A 16,236-nucleotide genomic window follows, 5' to 3' on the forward strand; every position below is an offset into this window, starting at 1 on the left:
AAATTAGAAATTATGAATGGGAAATTAGAAATGGCTATTGAACCTTCTTCTGCGCTGGAACAAGCCCGACTGCCTTTGAAGCGCTGCAGGTTTGTGTGATCAGAGTGGTACTGCATCTTTCCATTCATGATTTCTAAGTTTAAATTTAGCCAAGCCTCAGTATTGCATAACAGGCCTCAGTTCTACACTTCCTCCTGCTTTAAAAACAGGGCACTGGCGGGCAATCTCTATGGCCTGCTCATCTGATGCCGCCTTAATGATAAAATAGCCGCTAATCGCTTCCTTGCTTTCGATAAATGGTCCGTCGGTTAAAAGTTCTTTTTGGGTGATGTGGTAGCCACCAGACTCCAGCGGATCGCCTGCAACAAATTGCCCTGCCTGTGTCAGTTCCTCCACCCATTGCATATACTGCTGAATGTCTGCTTCCATTTGCTCGGGAGCAAGCTGTTGTGCCGCCTGAAGGTCTTCCTTCAGAAAGATCATGTACTGTTTCATAAGGTTTTACCTATAGACAAATGCACCTGCCTTTGCCGGACATGGAAAGGCAGAAATTTTTCATCTTTATTTCTCCTCTGGCGTAAAGGTCGGCTGCTGCTTTTCCGGTATAACCAGCGTTTGGTTAAAATCGGGGAAGATTGTTTTCAGAGAGCTATTGTCGAGCTGGGCCAGGTCCAGGAAATACCACTTTGCACCTTTATCCTGCGAAATTGCCAGCATGTGCCCGTTTATAGTAAGCGTGCCGTTCGGAACCTTTAAGGTAAGCTGCTGTGGCACAATGCAATGAAGTTCTTTGCCCGCTGTTACCACTTTGCCAGGTTCGCCAACAGTTACCTGCTGCATGACAACCCCCTGAGCTGCCATTTGCGCCATGCTTTCAGACAAGGTTTTAATCATGTTTTCCCTCCCGCCCATCTGCTCCATAATCCAGGGATAGGTGTGGTCGGCCAGTAGCTCCAGTTTTTTATTGAGCACCGCCTGCGATACAGCCTCTGCCTGCTTTTTAATGATACTGGCCGAAGTCTGGGCAAAGCTGCTTAAAGCGAAGAGCAGGAATAAAGAGAGAAGGCAAAGCTGTTTCATAAGTTCTGTATTAGGAAGAGGTAAGATAGCACATTATCGCTTTGCTGGTTCTGAGTGCCGTTTAAATTATTTGCGGGTTAGCGTAGCAGGCTGGTAAAACAGCACCCCGTTCTGCTCAGAGGCAGAACGGGGTGCTGTTATTTTTAGTAGTATGTGTTACGGAGTTATTAGTTTCCGTAAGCTCCGATATAGGTAGCAGGCTGCGGTGCTGTATAGGTTTTTCCGCCGGCATTGATAGTGGCAAGACGAGGAGAGAAGTTGGTCTTCCCTTTGTTTAGCGCCGGAGAAGCTGCCTGTAACTTAAAGGTCAGGTTAGCAGCTGGCATTTCCAGATTTGCGGCTGTTTTAGCGGTGTTGTGATCAAAGTTAGCAATGTTCAGGCTGGCGAACTGTGGGTTATTGGCATTAGCTGCTCCTGCTATATCGTGTTCTGTTTCGAAAAGGCCTTTTGAAATAGAGCCAGTAGAAGGATAAAACTCGGCGGCAATATCGGCATGGTTTCCAAAATAAAAGTTATAGCCTGTGGTAGCATTTGCCACATCCGGGTTATCGGGAGCTTTGGGAAAGCGGATGCCGTAACGGCAGTTAACAACCATAGTATTGAATACTTTGCCACGACCACCTTTCTCCAGGTTAATAGAGCCGCCACGACCTGCCTTTGTTTGTCTCCAGCCACAGTTGATGGCGGTGTTGTTATACATGTTTACATCGGTTTGCGGTGTGCGGTCGTCGGAGTTAGAGCATTTAATGCCGTTAGTAGCTGCCTGGTAGAAAACATTAAAAGCGGCATCGCCTATAGAACCACTTTTAATATTAAGTGCATCTCCGCCAGTAGCACCATTGTAAATGTAAGTGTTGTTGGTGATCAGGAAGTTGCCCTGGTTAATGCGCATGCCATCGTCTTTAGAGTAAGCAATGGTAGAATACTGCATCACAAACTTACCGTTCGGATTTGTAAAATAAATCCCATAGCGTGGGTCACCTGCGTCTACTTCGCCTGACGTTACAATGGGGCTGTTTTCAGCGGCCGGGGCACCTACATACTCCAGGCGTGTGTGCTGAAACACCATTTCCTGCGACTGTGCCGTACCCAGAATGCCTCCCCAAAGACCGACAAACATATTTTCTTTTGTTCTGCGGGCTTCCGGTACAGTAAAGAGAACAGGCTTTTCGGCGGTGCCATAGCTAAAGAAGTTGCCCCGCACCGTAATCTCTGGTGAACCACCCTGTGTTCCGTCTCCTTCTACAATAACTGTTACGCCTTCTTTTACAGTGAGCGATTTACCGGCCGGTACATTCAGGTTGCCACGCACAATGTAAGTACGGTTAGCTTCCCATGTACCCTCAACATCTCCGGCATTTACCACAACAGGAGGCACTTCGCTTACATTAACCGAAATATCAATTTTCTTCTGTTGGTTTTGCTGATCTGTTACGACTACTGAAATGGTGCTGCTGCCAACAGTAGCAGGTGCTTTATAGTTTACCTTGGCACTCCCCGTGTTCTGACCGATGCCTGTTATCTCCGTCAGGCTTACAGTACCTGCAGTGGCGGTGGCAGTTACCTCTTTAATTTTGCCAGCAGCCGAAATGCTAACTGTAAAAGTGTGCGTTTCGTCCTGTTTTAGTGGCAGTGTAGCCAGCTCAGATGTAATCTGGGGAGCTGTAGGCAGCGTGTCGTCTTCTTTCTCGCAAGCCGAAAAAGTAAAGGCTGCGGCCAGAAAGAGTGCTGTGAAAAGCGATTTTGCAGTTCTCATTTGTTTGATTGTTTTAAAAAGGTTCTTCTGTGTTTACTGTTATGTTTGTGGATGATGCTCATTTAGAAGGTCAGGCGCACCCCGGCTCTGACGGATTGATAATATTCGTCGCGTCTGATCAGGGTTCGGGTGTTCATGTTGGTTTGGTAAGGATAGGCGATGGTTTTGCCTTCTTCCTGGTACACCGGCTTTTTGATATACACCTCGTAAGGGGAATTGAGCAGGTTGAGGGCTTTCACAAATACTTCTGCCTTTTTCGATATCCGCTTCTCCACCGACAGGTCTACCTGTGTGATGGGGCGGGAGTACATGTCGTTGTCGAGGAAAGGAGAAATGGTTTCGAGCCGTTCTCCAGTATACACAAAGGCTAGCTGGGCATCTAAGCCTCGCTCCTGGTTTTTATAAAGCAGCGACACATTGCCAATGTGGTTTGCCTGCCCCTGCAATGGCCGTGCCTGTTCCACATTTATCACTGTTAGCTGGCTACTCGGGTCGTTCAGGTCTTCGCGGGTGCGCAGCGCCTTGGTAGTGGTAATGCGGGAGTGGGTATAGGTGTAATTCCCTTTCAAACCTATCCTGTTAAAGTACTTGCAGAAGTCCAGCTCCAGGCCATAGTTATAGGCAGTGCCGTAATTGTCTGGTTTTATAACAGGCTCATTGTTTACCCCCTGGCGCACCACCGCATACTCTATCGGGTCCTGGATGCGCTTATAAAACACGCCTGCTAGCAGTTGATCGGTTGCTGTTGGAAAGAATTCCCAGCGTAAATCAAAGTTATCGGCTCGTACACGATTCAACTTGGCGTTTCCAACTTCGTCGTAACCATCTTCTTCCAGCACATAAGGCACCACCTCAAAAAAGCCCGGGCGTGATATGGCTTTATAGTAGCTAAAGCGGATGTTCATGGCCTGGTTCAGGCGGTGCTTCAGGCTGAGGCTAGGGAGAATATCGGTATAGATCTGAGTGCTGTCGGGTGTCTGGAATTCTTTGGGTGTTTTTAGCGTATAACCCTGCCTTGTTTGCTCTACCCGCACGCCGGCGTTTATATCCGTGTTCAGGATGTTGAGCTGCCCCAGCGCATAATAAGCCAGTATGTTTTCGGTAGCTTTATAGTTCAGTTCGTCGTTGGCGCTGCCTGCGGGGTTTACAACTTCCCAGCTTATGTCTGAGAACTTATCCCAATGCTCTCCCTGCACCTGCCTGCCTGGGTTCGGATCAAATAAGTAGCGGTTAAAATAGTTGTCGCGGTCTTTGCTGCGGTACATGGCGCCTGCTTTTACCAGGTTGCCGTTCCAGTGCTCAGGCTTCAGTTGCAGGTTCAGGAAGCCGCTGAGATCTGTGTCAGAGTTGCGTTCCCACTGCCTGGGGCTGCGGCGTTCTACATTCACAGGCTGCTCCACAAAGTCTCTAAGCTCCCCGTTGCAGCTAAAGCGGGCATTATCGGGGCGGGAGCTGCTGGCGCTGGAGTATACCACCGACCAATCGAGCAGGAGAGGTGCCAGCAGTTGGTGTTCACCTTGTAAAGTGGAATTTAGAATGTTCTGGCGGGTAACCCTGGTGCGTGTGCTGTAAGCCAAAATGGCATTGCCTGCTGCTGGATTGTAATTGCGGCCATCCAGCATGGTGGTTCTGATTTCACGCGCCTCGTTGTTCACCAGCCTGTAATAACCTGTGTACAGGTTTAGGCGGTGATTGCTGTTGAGGCGGTAGTCGAGGCGGCCATGGTTGGCGAAGCGAATCTGCTGTGTAGAGTAGTGGCGCTCCTGTAGCTCGCGCAAAGCAGGCTGGTTAGTGCCAAACCGCTCTGTTTCGGCATCAAACCAGATGCTTTTAGTGCCTCTGTAGGCATTCTGAAAGCTGCTGCCCAGCATCACGCCTAACTTATCGGAGAAGAAGCGGTTACCTACTGAAACAGTGCTCAGCATATCAGGCAAAGGAGCAATATTTTTTGTTTCCAGGTTCTTTCGGGTAAAGTCGCCTGCCTGAGCCTGGTAGGCTGCGCCGTAAATATCACGTGGAGACTGTTCTTTGATGACAGCTGTGTTAAACTGATCAAAGCCTTCCAGCAAATTAATATAGTTATAGCCGAGCTGCAGATCTGCCTTTATCTCCAGGTACTCAGGGGCACTTTTCATGGCCATGTTCACACCCCCGGCTATGGCATCTCCTTCTCTGTCGGCTGTAAGGCTTTTGTATACTTCTAAGCGATCAAGCAGGGCGGCCGGAAAAATATCGAGCGGCACATAACGGTTTTTATTATCCGGACTGGGGATTTTAATGCCGTTCACCAAAGTATAGCTGTAGCGTTTATCCATGCCGCGCACCAGCGCATACTGTGGGTCGCCGTTGCTGTTACGTTCTATTGTAAGGCCAGATACCCGCTGCACCACGTTGGCCACCGAAACGTCAGGCGACAAGGCAATGGCTTTGGCTGATACCACATTGATGGTGTTGGGCGAGAGCCGTTCCATCTGTCGGGCTTCTACCTCTGTTCCACGTGGGGCGCTCCCCGTAATAGTCACCTCATGGAGCTCCTTGTGTTGCTGCTCCAGTTGTAGGTCCAGTATTATCGTCTGATTTGCGCTGTTGATTTCTATAATCCTGGTCAGGGGCTTGTGACCCAGATAAGCGACGGATAAGGTATAGGTGCCAACCTGCAAGTCGGTGAGCTGGTAAGAGCCGTCCAGACCTACTGTAGCAAACTTAGAGCTGTTTTGCACCACTACCTGTGCTCCTACCAGCGGCTCAGAGAAAGTATCCTGCACTTTGCCTTTAACAGTGGCAGCTAGTGTGGGCAAACTTATAAAAAGGGCCAGCCATAAGAGCGGAAGCCTGTAAAGCAGGGGGCTTAGCGAGTCCTTCATCACGGTTTCTTTTAAAAATTAGTTTATTTCTTTTTAGCCAGAGAGGTGGCTACACCGTTAGGTGCCAGTTTCAGGTCTTTGCCCGCTATATCTTCCCAGCGGTAGTACTGGAAGGTTTTATCAGACGACATAGCTACAAACAGGCCGTTTTTGAACTGATTGTTAAGCGAGATGCTGGTTACATCGGAGCCATCGCTGTCGAGGGTAGAAACATTCACAATCTTCAGGAGGTCGTGCTGGTGTGGCTTATCCGGGGCACCCTCTCTCGGGAAAATATGGAAGCGATTGTTTCCCTGGTCTGATACCAGGATATAGCCTGTGCCATCCACCATTTTATAGATAGAAATGCCTTCGTGATCTTTGCCAAAGCCGGTGGAGGCAAACAAAGCCAGTTCTTCGTTCCCTTTCGCCGGATCAGCATAGTATTTCCGAACGCCTGTGCCTTCGTCGGAGTAGTAGATATAACCCAGTTCGTTATCTACTGCAATCGATTCAATTTCTTTTATGCCGCTGTAGTTGCCGAATTTGCGCACTATAGTTGCTTTTACTGCGCCTTGTCCGTTGTCTTCGAGCAGGTATTGCCACAGGTAAGTACCATCTGTGGGGCCGGTTTTGCGACCAGCTATAGCAAATATTTTATCTGACGAAGGTTGTTTGTAAAGCGCAATGCCCATCAGGTCGCGGTATTCTACGCCTGTTTCGCCTTCATACACCGGAATGCCGCCATTGTCGATAGGGCGCATATCTGGTAAAGTATAAATGCGGAGACGGTGTGTCATGCGTTCAGTTACCACCGCAATGTCTACCGGCTGGCCGTTTAGCATAAAGCCATAGGCGATATCTACGTTGTTAGGCCGCTTCAGTCCCCGCACCACTTTATCTGCTATGATTTTCCCTTTCAGGTCGAATACATACAAAGCCCCATCTTCATTTTTATCAGTACCCAGAATCAGGCTCTCAGCAGGGTTAGCAGGGTTAATCCAGATGGCGGGATCGTCGGTGTCGTGTTTAACTGTATCGGTTATTATAGCAGGTTTTACTACTTCGCTGCTTACGATAGGTTCGGCAGGTGTGGCAGGCAAATGGTTAGCTCCCTGGTTACTGCAGGCGGCAGTTACTAAAAGTGTAAATAGCGAAAAGGTGGTAGTCAGATTTTTCATCTTAATGTATTTTGAATGAGCAGGAGAACAGGGGCGACTGTTTCCTGAAGACAGGGCAAAACTAGCTGAGCAGGCGAGGGGAAATCAATAGGAAGGCGTGAACATTAAGGCAACAAGCAGCATCCGGAGCGTTAACAGAACAGCAACAAATGCGGTTAAAATGGGTGTAAGTAATTGATAATTAGTGCTTTTTTAAATGTTAAGCGTAAATTAAGTTATTGCTACTCAAAGGTTAAGGATGAAGTTGCTGAGGCTATCGCCCTGTTCCAGTTGCAGCTTCTTTTTTAGCCGGTACCGTGATACCCGAAGGCTGTCTTGCGAAATACCCAGTATAGTGGCGATCTCTTTGGATGGCAGATTAAGCTTGATAAGTGAGGCAAGCCGTACTTCAGAAGAAGTAAGTTCACGTGCCTGCTGGTGCAGCTTCTGAAAGAAATCCTGGTGTACCTGCTCAAAAGTACCTCTGAAATCATCCCACTCCTTGTCCTGCACTATGCTATAGTCTATCTGGTTGATCAGGCTTTTAAACTTACGTCGCTGTGCCTTCTGGTCGTCCTGCAGCGCTTCGTTTAACTTTGTTTTAAGTTCGTCAAGTGTCTGGTTTTTGCCGATGATGTGGAGGGTATGTGCTGTAAGTGATTTTACCTGCGTGTTCAGGTCCTGCTGGAGTTGCTTTTCGCGTAGCTGTGTGTTTTCAAGTTCGGCCTCCATTAATTTGCGCTGTGCTTGGTACATCTGCTCCTGCTGTTCCATGGCCTCTTTGTTGCGTTGTATTTTTAGCCGTTGTCGGCTGAACAGTACAAGACCTAACAGAGCCATGAGCACGATGCCGCCCGTTAAGGTAATTTTGATCAGGTTATTGAGTTGCTGTTGCTTCTCCAGTATCTGTATCTCGTTATTTTTCTGTTCCACGTTAAACAGCGACTGCAGCAGGGCGATTTGCTGTGTGGTTTCCTGACTGTAGAGCTCGTCGTGCAGGCGCCGGAACGTTTCGAGGTGCTCGTAGGCTGCCTTGTAATTGCCAGTTAAGCTATACTCCTGGCTCAGGTCTTTGTGGGCACTGCTGATCTGGTACCGATCGCCGAGCCGGGTTGCCAATTGCAGGGCTTGCCGGGTAGTTTCTATGGCCAATGCATAGCGGCCGGTCTTTCGGTAGATGTCGCCGATGTTATTCAGCCCTACTATAATCGCCAAACTGTCGGCGGCAGCCTCACTCAGCCTTACCGATTTATTAAAGTAGCGCAGGGCTTCCTGATACTCTTCCTTGTCTTCGAGTATACTGCCAATGTTTTCCAGTATGGTAGCGGTGCCCTGTTTATCCTGCAGTTGCTCGTATAAATTGAGCGCCTTCTGCTGGTATTCCAAAGCCAGTACATACTGCTGCCGTTTCTCGTATAGCCGCCCGATGCAGCCATAGGAGTAGGCAATTCCTTTTTGATCTTTTTGCTTTTCGTATAGTTCCAGCGCCTCCTGATGGTGTTTGAGCGAGAGTTCAGGCTGGCGGATGGCATAATATACCAGGCCCTGGTAGTTGAGGTTTTCGCCTAACTGATCTTCGTGCCGGAGTTCCAGGTATAGCTTTTCGGCCTGCAGCAGGTTGTTGAGCGATTGATTATAAACGCCTTGGTGGTAAAGGAGCCGCCCGAGCAATTGATGGCTGTTGGCCTGCCCCAGGACGTACTCTTGCTTTTCGGCCATTTGCAGCGCCCGATGCGCCAACTCGTATGCCGAGTCAGGGTGGCTCGCCAGCAGTTGGCCTGCCCATTGTGTAAGCTGATCTGTTTTTCCTGGGCCGTCGCTTTCCGAGATGCTATCCTGAGAAAGTGGCGGAGTAGGACTCAGGGCGTTTGTACTGAAAGAGAGGAGGGTGAGGCAAAAGCTGATTCCCCAAGTATATACTAAAAGCATAAGCTGCTACCTTAAGTGCTAAAACAGGTAAGGTAGCAGCGGTATGTTACCAGAATGTTAGTAGTGGGTTAAATTATAATTAGCTTGCTATAAGCTCCTGAGAAACAGGTGCAGTGGTAATCCACCAGGTGGTATAGTTTACCAATGCTTAATCTGTAGGAAAGATAATAAAAAGGCATAAGTACCTGGATGTTAGTCGTCAGGTTTTTGGGATGTGAAGCGGGGTGATGGATAGAGGCATACATTTTATTTAGATGTTATGACATTAAATTTGTGCTTTTTCATTTTTGGCACACCGTTTGGATATGCCTTTCCGAACAAGAAATAAACCAGGCCTAGAGTTTTATTCTCACTTTAATGAACCCTAAACTTTAAGAGAAAGAAAGATGAAAAAGATAATTGTGATGCTCTCGTTAGGTGTGTTAGTAGCTGGTAGCTCATTTGCACAAACTGCACCTCAGAAAGATAAAAAAGCCCGTACCGAACAGCGTGGTCCTGGAAAAGGACAAGACGGAAAAGAGAAGAGAACTCCTGAAGAAAGAGCACAGCTAAGAACAGAGCGTATGAGCGAGCGGCTGGAGCTGAATGCCTCTCAAAAGCAAAAGGTGCAAGCCTTACACTTAAAGCAGGCAAAAGAAATGCAGGCAATGCGTGCCGACGCAAAATCTAAAGAAGATGCAGGTAAAAACCGTGAAGCCATGAAGGCGAGACACGTGCAATACGATGCCGAACTGAAAGGTATCTTAACGCCTCAACAATATGCCAAATATCAAGCTGATCAGGCAGAAATGCGTGCTCGTTTCGAGAAAAGAAGCCAGGAAAAAGGACAGCGCTTTAAAGGCGGTGAAAGCAGACAGCAAAGAAGCTAGTGCCTCATCAATTAGAAATTAAAAATTATGAATTAAAAATGGTAGAGAACGTGCTGCACGAAGCTTTTCATGAATCATGAAAATTATGAAATTAAGCTGACCGTGTATTAGGTGCTTACCTCCTGAAGCAAAAAAGGCCATGCATGTGCATGGCCTTTTTTATTAATAAAAAAATAGTAGGTTATCTTAAAGTATAGCGAACAGGTAAAGTATAACGTACAGGCACAGCACGGCCATTTTGCTTTCCGGGAGTCCAACGGGGCATTGTTTTTACTACACGCACTGCTTCCTCTCCGGTACCGCCACCTAAATTTTTAACCACCTGGATATCAGATATCTCACCGGTTTTGCTCACCACAAAGGAGAGTACGCATATCCCCTCAATGCCAACTCTGGTTGCTGCAGCCGGATACCGGATGTTTTTGCCTAAATAAGCCATCATGGCTTTTTCCCCACCCGGAAATTCCGGCATTTGCTCTACATATTCGTATGGCGCCTCCGGCATGGCATCACTCACAATGCCTGTTCCACCAGGTACACCTTCAAGTGCATTTAAGTCTGCGGGCTCGCCACCTATAACACCCTCTATGTTCTTAGTGCCAATGTCTACGCCTTCTAATTGCGCAACATCCGGCACATCTGATTGGTCATCTACCTGGTTGTTGGGTTTTACGACAGGCGGTGTATATCGCATCTGAGGTCTGGCAGCCGGAGGCGCCGGAGGGGGAGTTATAGGTGCGGCTGGAGGTATTATAACCTCCTCTTCCGGTAGAGCCGGTGTTGGTGGTAATTCTACTATTAACCCCCCATCATCCTTTGTTGGCAGCACTACATCCACATCCCCTTTCACATACTTGGCAATTAGCGGTGTACTGATGAGCAGCAGGAAAAGAGAGGTGGCTATAAAGGTAGCTGCAGTAACGTGCTTGTTGTAGATTTTACGTAGCAGGTAAGCACCGTAGGCTTTGTTGCGCCCCGAAAAGATAATGTCATCCATCGTAAGCTTTCTTAAATTAGTTACTTCCATATCTGTGTCATTTATCTGGTTGCTATTAATTTTTTGTCGTTTTCAGTAATGTCTACCAGGGCATATTTTCTGGTGTCGGTAATTTTCATTTCATCCAGAATATCTACCGTGTTCTGGTAGCGCGACTTTTCCATAGGCTTGATCGAAACCATTAGTTTCGGATTTGACTTTACCCTTTCCGATAGCAGCACCTTCCTGATGCCGGTGTTTGAAAAGTCTGTTTCCGTTACTGCTGGGTGTTCGGCAGGATCGCCTGAACCGAAGTAGTAGAAAAGCCTGTTATTTTCGCCCAGCAAAATAGTTAGTGCATTACTGGCCGCTAAAGCAGATGGTGGGCCATCGGCTGGCATGGTTAGCTGCATTGCCTGTGGCAGGGCAAATGTGGTGGTTAACATAAAAAAGGTGAGCAGCAAAAAAGCCAGATCTACCATAGGTGTCATGTCCAGGTGGACGGGTATCTTTTTAGTTCTTTGCTTGCCTCCTCCTTTACCGGTTTCTGCTTTTTCCTGAACTTCGGCCATGCGGTCTCCTTTCTCTTAGTGGTTTTTAGTATGATGATGCAGGTGCCGCAGAAATTCCATAAGAAAGGAGAAGAAAAAATTAAAAAATATTACTCCCCAGGTAGATGAAGGCTGGGGCCGTAGCGATAAAGCATTTGTAAAGGAGGTGGGAGAGAAGGTATGTATAGTTAAAATTAGAGGCAGGAACAAGAAATTTACCTTGCTGATGCAGAACCTGCAAAGCCACGATACGATATAGAAAAGGTACCCAACATTATTTACAATGCGCGTAGTTTATATTTTAGCCTTTATGCTTGCTGCATTAGCAGCTTGCAACAGTAACAATAAAGCTGAGAACCAGACAAATACTGCTTCCAGCCAGGAGGAGCAGCACGATAAGATATTTTATGCTTCGCTCAATCGGGCTATCCACCAGGGACAGTATGACGGCACAATGTCTGTAGAAGAACTGAAGAAGCATGGGAACTTAGGTGTAGGAAGTGCTGCCCGGTTAGCCTATGAGCTGGTGTTGCTGGATGGTACTGCTTACGGCATACCTGCCGACGGGAAAGTATACGAACTGGCCGACACAGTGCAAATTCCTTTTGCCGCTGTTAAGTTGTTCAATCCGGATCAAACAATAACAATTGTGAAGCCATTAACCCTGGAGGCATTGGAAGCCTACCTGGATTCGGTGATCACTAAAAATGCTTTTGCTGCCCTTAAAGTGACGGGTAGGTTTGCTTCGTTAAAGTACAGAAGCTTTGAGCCACAGCAGCGGCCTTATCAGCCTACCGACGATGTTCCGGAGGAGACCTTTGAGCGTTCAGGAATAGAGGCAACGCTGGTAGGCCTCTTTACACCGGAATCGGCAGAAGTATTAAACAGTCCTGTGTATCACTTCCATTTTGTAGACGAGGCCAGAACGACAGGAGGCCATGTAAACGATCTGGTAGTAGAGCAGGTGGAGGTGCAGATAGACTATGCCAATGGGCTAGAGGTGCAATTACCAGACCCTGCCTTGCTGCAGCACCTGGAACTGAACAAGCCGATCTCGGAATAAATAGGTACTCAGCGTAAAAGCTATACCTAAAAAAGGGTATTTTTAAGCTGGTCCGCAATATACTGGCTGCATTTGCTTATTTTTATCAGGTTGATAACTTCAACAGGATAATAACCCCGCAGGTAGTATGCAGCATTGCATTTTGATAATTGAAGATGAGCGGCTGGTAGCTGAGCATGTCGCCTCTGTGCTAAAGCAGGCACAGTATGAGCATGTGGTCATTGCCAACAACCGGAAGGATGCAATGCAGCTTTACAGGCAGCAGGGAGTCGATTTGATTATCAGCGATATAAATTTATATGGTCAGCATGAAGGCCCGCTGATAATTAGAGAGTTGCTGGCTATAAGACCTGCGCCTGTAGTATATCTTACTGCCTACTCAGAGCAGCAAACGCTTGATGATGCCCTTCTGACAGCTCCTGCAGCTTATGTACTAAAGCCTTTTACAGAGCGTCAGTTGCTGGTAGCCGTAAAAATGGCCCTTCGCCAAACAGAAGCCGTAACACCCGGTAATGAACCAAAGCCCTCTGCCCGTGAGCTGGATATTATACAGTATCTGGCCGAAGGAATGAGTAGCAAAAAAATTGCTGAAAAGCTTTTTATCAGTGAATATACCGTAAACACCCACCGTCGCAACATTTTAAGAAAGTTTGATGTTGGCACCAGCTCTGAACTGATTGCTATGGCCGTGAAGCAGCGCTGGATTAAGCTTTTGTAATATGCGGAACCTGGATGAATACATGCAGCACATCAGGGGAAACGAGGTAGCTTTCGCGCTGGAGCATCGTATCTTTAACATGTCAAGCTTCTTGATTACAAGCTTTGCAGTGTTAGGCGCTACTGCCAATTACCTGATCGGCCTTCACATGCTCACTGTTTGGCTCAGCCTGGCAGGTGCCCTTATCTCCGGTGCCCTCTACTACTACTCCCGGTTCCGGAATCATTTCTCTATCAGCCTAATAGTTATTTACATTATAGCTACAATGACTATCCTTAGCTGGATGAACTTCTACAACGGAGGGCTGGAAGGCAATGTGATTTACCTGATTATTATGCTGCAGAACATTTTTCTGCTGATTGCCCCGGCTAAATACCAGTACTGGATTTATAGTCTGTTCTACTTAAATATACTGGCCCTGCTGCTGCTGGAGTACATATTTCCGCATTGGGTGCTGCCTTATAGCAGCAGAGAGGAAAAAATAATAGACCATGCTGTTACAATGCTGTACACGCTGCTGTATACAACGGTGGTAATTGCTGCATACCGGAAGAGCTACTATACGGAGCGGGAAAGAGTGGCTGCTCAAAACCGGGAGCTTCTTTCGCTGAACGAGCAGATTACCTGGCAGCGGCAAAAGCTGGAAGATAAAACACAGGAGCTGGAGGCAGCAGTAAAAATTGCCAACGACCGGCACGAGCATATCAACACCCTGCTCAGGGAGCTGAACCATCGGGTGAAGAACAACCTGCAGGTGATAAGCAGCCTGCTAAACCTGCAGGCCTTTGCTGTGCAGGACGAAAATGCCCGCCACGCCATACTTGAAAGCAAGAACAGGCTGCTTTCTATGATTCTGGTGCACCAGCGGCTCTACCAGGTAGGAAGTGCCACCGATGTATACATGATGGATTACCTGCGCGAACTTGCAGAAACAATCATGTTTTCGTATAACGGCATTTTTGAAGACGAGATGCTGGAGTATGATATTGAGCCGGTTTGGTTGAATATAGAAGCAACGATTCCCTTAGGATTGATTTGCAACGAGTTAATTTCAAATGCTTTTAAGCACGCCTTTAAAGATACACCGGAGCCACGCCTGAAAGTAACTTTCAAAGATAAAGGTGCTCAGTACCTGCTGGAGATCGAAGACAATGGTTCCGGTATCAGGCATTCGGCCAGTTCCAAAACCTTCGGTATGGATCTCGTGAACAGCATGGTAAAGCAGCTAAACGGAAATTTGTCTATAACAGTCGCTCGTGGTACCAGCGTTTCTGTACTCTTTTCGCTGGGAAAAAATAAACAGGGCGCCTCTGAAAACAGAAGCGTTGATAACCTTAGCCTCCCAGTTTATTTTCCGGATCGTCTGGAATATTCGGAAAATTTTTCTGAAAAAACTGGCAGAAATGGGTAAGGGGGCATTCTTCGCACTTTGGCCTTCGGGCAATGCAGATATACCTGCCGTGTAAAATAAGCCAGTGATGTGCTTTGGCAATAAGTTCCTGCGGAAGGTTGGCAATTAACTCCTTTTCAACTTCTAAAGGTGTTTTAGCCGTTTTAGCCACTAAGCCCAAACGCTTGCTTACCCTGAACACGTGTGTGTCTACCGCCATGGCAGGCTGGTTCCAGATAACGGAGACAATAACATTGGCCGTTTTGCGCCCCACACCGGGCAGCTTCACCAATTCCTCTACTGTGTTGGGTACTTCTGAGTTAAACTGCTCCACCAGCATTTTGCCTAACCCGGCCAGGTGCTTGGCTTTGTTGTTAGGGTAGGAGATACTTTTAATATACGGCAGAATCTCATCCGGCGTAGCTGTTGCCAAATGCGCAGGAGTAGGAAAAGCCTCAAAAAGGGCCGGTGTAACTATATTTACTCGCTTATCTGTGCACTGGGCACTTAGTACAACTGCAAGTATCAGTTCGTATGGGTTTGTATAGTGCAGTTCGGTTTCTGGTTCTGGAAAATTCTGGGTAAAGTGCTCAATCAGCAACTTGTATCTTTCCTTTTTGCGCATAATATTCTTTCCGCTGCCTGGCGTGCAGCTTCCTTTAATGTTGACAGGCTGTGAATTTAAGCGTTAAATACTTCAGGATAAAATGAGGAAGTGTAATTTCTGGATCAGGGCTTCTCTAACAGGAGGTAAACCAAAGGAAACAGTCTGCGTTAGCTATAGTACAAATAGCAAGCTTTACTCCCGACATTCCAGCGGCCTTCGCAGCACAGCGCGAAGGCCGCTGGTGCTTATGCCGTTTAATATAAAAAAAACCGCTGCTATTGTTAGCAGCGGTTTTAAGCCTCGTCAAGCAAACAACCTACGATTGAAAGCTTAAACTCCTGGAGTATTGCAGGATATTATCTATAGCGCGATCACCTGGGCTTTTAGTGGCGCCACTTAGTAAGTTTTGGATAAGCAAGAGCTCAGAGCAGTTGTCAGCTAGCTCCATGTCTTGCAGCAAGGCTGCCTCCAAATGCTTACAGGCATTTTCTGCCAATTCATCATAAACATACTGGATCAGCTCATTCTGAGTAGAGGTTTTTATCATAAGCAATATTCGTATTTAGCATCTTCTTTCTCAGGTTGATGAGCGCATAGCGCATACGACCTAAGGCGGTGTTGATGCTCACTCCTGTTGCTTCTGCTATTTCCTGGAAACTCATGTCGGCATAATGGCGCATCATAAGTACTTCCCGCTGCGATTGTGGCAACGTTTGGATTAGCTCACGCAGTCGGGCAAAAGTGTCTTCTTTAATCTGCAGCGACTCAGCAGAGTCTTCTGCAAACGATAAGTTATTAAACACATTGCTCCCGTCTTCAAGAGTGATCATCGGGCTTCGCTTCTCTTTACGGAAGTAGTCAATTGCCAGGTTATGGGCAATTCGACAAATCCAGGAAGAAAACTTGCCTTCTTCGTTATAGCGGCCGCTTTTCATGGTATGCACTGCCTTTATAAAGGCATCCTGCAGCAAATCTTCGGCCGTATAAGAATCTTTTACAATCAATAAGATTGTAGTATAAACTTTATTTTTGTGTCTGTTTACTAGCTGTTCGAACGCGTTTTCGTTTCCGGCTATGTAAAGCGATACCAATGCAGAATCGCTTAACTGCGTAGTCGTATTCATTTTAAAGCTACATTAAGGTAACGTAGAGCTTTATATCATATTGTGGCGTTAAGGGGTTTGAACAACTTTTTTTGAATGGTAGATTCAAATATAAGTAATCACTTTTTAGTTTGCAACAGATAGTGAGCTGTTTACTAAAAAAAAATAATTACTGCCGGAGTAGTTTTAT

General features: G+C 47.0%; 15 protein-coding genes. 4 read left to right on the top strand and 11 right to left on the bottom strand.

Translation table 11 applies throughout. The annotated features are described in order from the left end of the window. Positions 1 to 156 precede the first annotated feature (156 nt). The 6 genes from C1N53_RS19340 to C1N53_RS19365 form a co-directional block, all read right to left on the bottom strand. Positions 157 to 495, bottom strand: coding sequence for a YciI family protein (locus tag C1N53_RS19340; RefSeq protein WP_137760883.1), 339 nt, complete (start codon positions 493 to 495; stop codon positions 157 to 159). Positions 496 to 561: 66 nt separating this feature from the next. Beyond that, on the bottom strand, positions 562 to 1,080 hold the full coding sequence (locus C1N53_RS19345) for a hypothetical protein (protein WP_137760884.1): 519 nt from the start codon (positions 1,078 to 1,080) through the stop codon (positions 562 to 564). Between the two features lie 167 nt (positions 1,081 to 1,247). Further along, positions 1,248 to 2,837, bottom strand: coding sequence for a right-handed parallel beta-helix repeat-containing protein (locus C1N53_RS19350; RefSeq protein ID WP_137760885.1), 1,590 nt, complete (start codon positions 2,835 to 2,837; stop codon positions 1,248 to 1,250). Positions 2,838 to 2,899: 62 nt separating this feature from the next. Further along, positions 2,900 to 5,701: a TonB-dependent receptor gene (locus C1N53_RS19355; protein WP_137760886.1), complete on the bottom strand. Its 2,802-nt coding sequence runs from the start codon at positions 5,699 to 5,701 to the stop codon at positions 2,900 to 2,902. A 23-nt stretch (positions 5,702 to 5,724) separates the two neighbouring features. Next, positions 5,725 to 6,861 carry a phytase gene (locus tag C1N53_RS19360; RefSeq protein ID WP_137760887.1) on the bottom strand — a complete coding sequence of 379 codons (1,137 nt, stop codon included), beginning with the start codon at positions 6,859 to 6,861 and terminating at the stop codon, positions 5,725 to 5,727. 225 nt (positions 6,862 to 7,086) lie between these two features. After that, positions 7,087 to 8,769 (bottom strand): tetratricopeptide repeat protein, encoded by a 1,683-nt coding sequence (locus C1N53_RS19365; RefSeq protein WP_137760888.1) that lies wholly within the window; start codon positions 8,767 to 8,769, stop codon positions 7,087 to 7,089. Positions 8,770 to 9,155: 386 nt separating this feature from the next. Between C1N53_RS19365 and C1N53_RS19370 the strand changes: the two genes are divergently transcribed. Next, the gene (locus tag C1N53_RS19370) at positions 9,156 to 9,638 is read left to right on the top strand and encodes a DUF4890 domain-containing protein (RefSeq protein ID WP_137760889.1); all 483 of its coding nucleotides are present in this window, start codon (positions 9,156 to 9,158) and stop codon (positions 9,636 to 9,638) included. Between the two features lie 181 nt (positions 9,639 to 9,819). Here the strand turns inward: C1N53_RS19370 and C1N53_RS19375 are convergent, their stop codons facing one another. Beyond that, entirely contained in the window at positions 9,820 to 10,665 is an 846-nt protein-coding gene (locus C1N53_RS19375) for an energy transducer TonB (RefSeq protein ID WP_137760890.1), read from the bottom strand. Positions 10,666 to 10,676: 11 nt separating this feature from the next. Continuing rightward, positions 10,677 to 11,186 (bottom strand): biopolymer transporter ExbD, encoded by a 510-nt coding sequence (locus tag C1N53_RS19380; protein ID WP_137760891.1) that lies wholly within the window; start codon positions 11,184 to 11,186, stop codon positions 10,677 to 10,679. Positions 11,187 to 11,475: 289 nt separating this feature from the next. On the opposite strand from C1N53_RS19380, the gene budA reads away from it, so the two are divergent. From budA to C1N53_RS19395, 3 genes are all read left to right on the top strand, one after another. Next, on the top strand, positions 11,476 to 12,228 hold the full coding sequence (gene budA, locus C1N53_RS19385) for an acetolactate decarboxylase (RefSeq protein ID WP_168194064.1): 753 nt from the start codon (positions 11,476 to 11,478) through the stop codon (positions 12,226 to 12,228). Between the two features lie 142 nt (positions 12,229 to 12,370). Beyond that, positions 12,371 to 12,946, top strand: a complete 576-nt coding sequence (locus C1N53_RS19390) for a DNA-binding response regulator (RefSeq protein ID WP_168194065.1) — start codon at positions 12,371 to 12,373, stop codon at positions 12,944 to 12,946. Between the two features lies 1 nt (position 12,947). Further along, positions 12,948 to 14,357, top strand: a complete 1,410-nt coding sequence (locus C1N53_RS19395; RefSeq protein WP_137760894.1) for a sensor histidine kinase — start codon at positions 12,948 to 12,950, stop codon at positions 14,355 to 14,357. On the opposite strand, the gene nth is transcribed toward C1N53_RS19395, so the two are convergent. The 3 genes from nth to C1N53_RS19410 form a co-directional block, all read right to left on the bottom strand. Then, a complete protein-coding gene (nth, locus tag C1N53_RS19400; protein WP_137760895.1) occupies positions 14,281 to 14,961 on the bottom strand; it encodes an endonuclease III in 681 nt (226 codons plus the stop codon). The two genes, C1N53_RS19395 and nth, sit on opposite strands and share 77 nt — an antisense overlap. Positions 14,962 to 15,259: 298 nt before the next feature. Next, positions 15,260 to 15,490: a hypothetical protein gene (locus tag C1N53_RS19405; protein WP_137760896.1), complete on the bottom strand. Its 231-nt coding sequence runs from the start codon at positions 15,488 to 15,490 to the stop codon at positions 15,260 to 15,262. Next, complete coding sequence (locus tag C1N53_RS19410) at positions 15,465 to 16,067, bottom strand: RNA polymerase sigma factor (protein ID WP_137760897.1); 603 nt, start codon at positions 16,065 to 16,067, stop codon at positions 15,465 to 15,467. Before C1N53_RS19410 ends, C1N53_RS19405 begins: the two co-directional genes overlap by 26 nt. Positions 16,068 to 16,236 lie beyond the last annotated feature (169 nt).

Origin of the sequence: Pontibacter sp. SGAir0037 (assembly GCF_005491705.1) — a bacterium.
In the GTDB taxonomy this organism is placed as follows: domain Bacteria; phylum Bacteroidota; class Bacteroidia; order Cytophagales; family Hymenobacteraceae; genus Pontibacter.

Excerpts from the sequence above, each read along its gene's own strand:
- C1N53_RS19375 (WP_137760890.1), bottom strand. The coding sequence starts at position 10,665 with ATGGAAGTAACTAATTTAAGAAAGCTTACGATGGATGACATTATCTTT.
- C1N53_RS19365 (WP_137760888.1), bottom strand. The coding sequence starts at position 8,769 with ATGCTTTTAGTATATACTTGGGGAATCAGCTTTTGCCTCACCCTCCTC.
- C1N53_RS19410 (WP_137760897.1), bottom strand. The coding sequence starts at position 16,067 with ATGAATACGACTACGCAGTTAAGCGATTCTGCATTGGTATCGCTTTAC.
- C1N53_RS19345 (WP_137760884.1), bottom strand. The coding sequence starts at position 1,080 with ATGAAACAGCTTTGCCTTCTCTCTTTATTCCTGCTCTTCGCTTTAAGC.
- C1N53_RS19405 (WP_137760896.1), bottom strand. The coding sequence starts at position 15,490 with ATGATAAAAACCTCTACTCAGAATGAGCTGATCCAGTATGTTTATGAT.
- C1N53_RS19350 (WP_137760885.1), bottom strand. The coding sequence starts at position 2,837 with ATGAGAACTGCAAAATCGCTTTTCACAGCACTCTTTCTGGCCGCAGCC.
- C1N53_RS19395 (WP_137760894.1), top strand. The coding sequence starts at position 12,948 with ATGCGGAACCTGGATGAATACATGCAGCACATCAGGGGAAACGAGGTA.
- C1N53_RS19380 (WP_137760891.1), bottom strand. The coding sequence starts at position 11,186 with ATGGCCGAAGTTCAGGAAAAAGCAGAAACCGGTAAAGGAGGAGGCAAG.
- C1N53_RS19355 (WP_137760886.1), bottom strand. The coding sequence starts at position 5,701 with ATGAAGGACTCGCTAAGCCCCCTGCTTTACAGGCTTCCGCTCTTATGG.
- C1N53_RS19360 (WP_137760887.1), bottom strand. The coding sequence starts at position 6,861 with ATGAAAAATCTGACTACCACCTTTTCGCTATTTACACTTTTAGTAACT.
- budA (WP_168194064.1), top strand. The coding sequence starts at position 11,476 with ATGCTTGCTGCATTAGCAGCTTGCAACAGTAACAATAAAGCTGAGAAC.
- nth (WP_137760895.1), bottom strand. The coding sequence starts at position 14,961 with ATGCGCAAAAAGGAAAGATACAAGTTGCTGATTGAGCACTTTACCCAG.
- C1N53_RS19370 (WP_137760889.1), top strand. The coding sequence starts at position 9,156 with ATGAAAAAGATAATTGTGATGCTCTCGTTAGGTGTGTTAGTAGCTGGT.
- C1N53_RS19340 (WP_137760883.1), bottom strand. The coding sequence starts at position 495 with ATGAAACAGTACATGATCTTTCTGAAGGAAGACCTTCAGGCGGCACAA.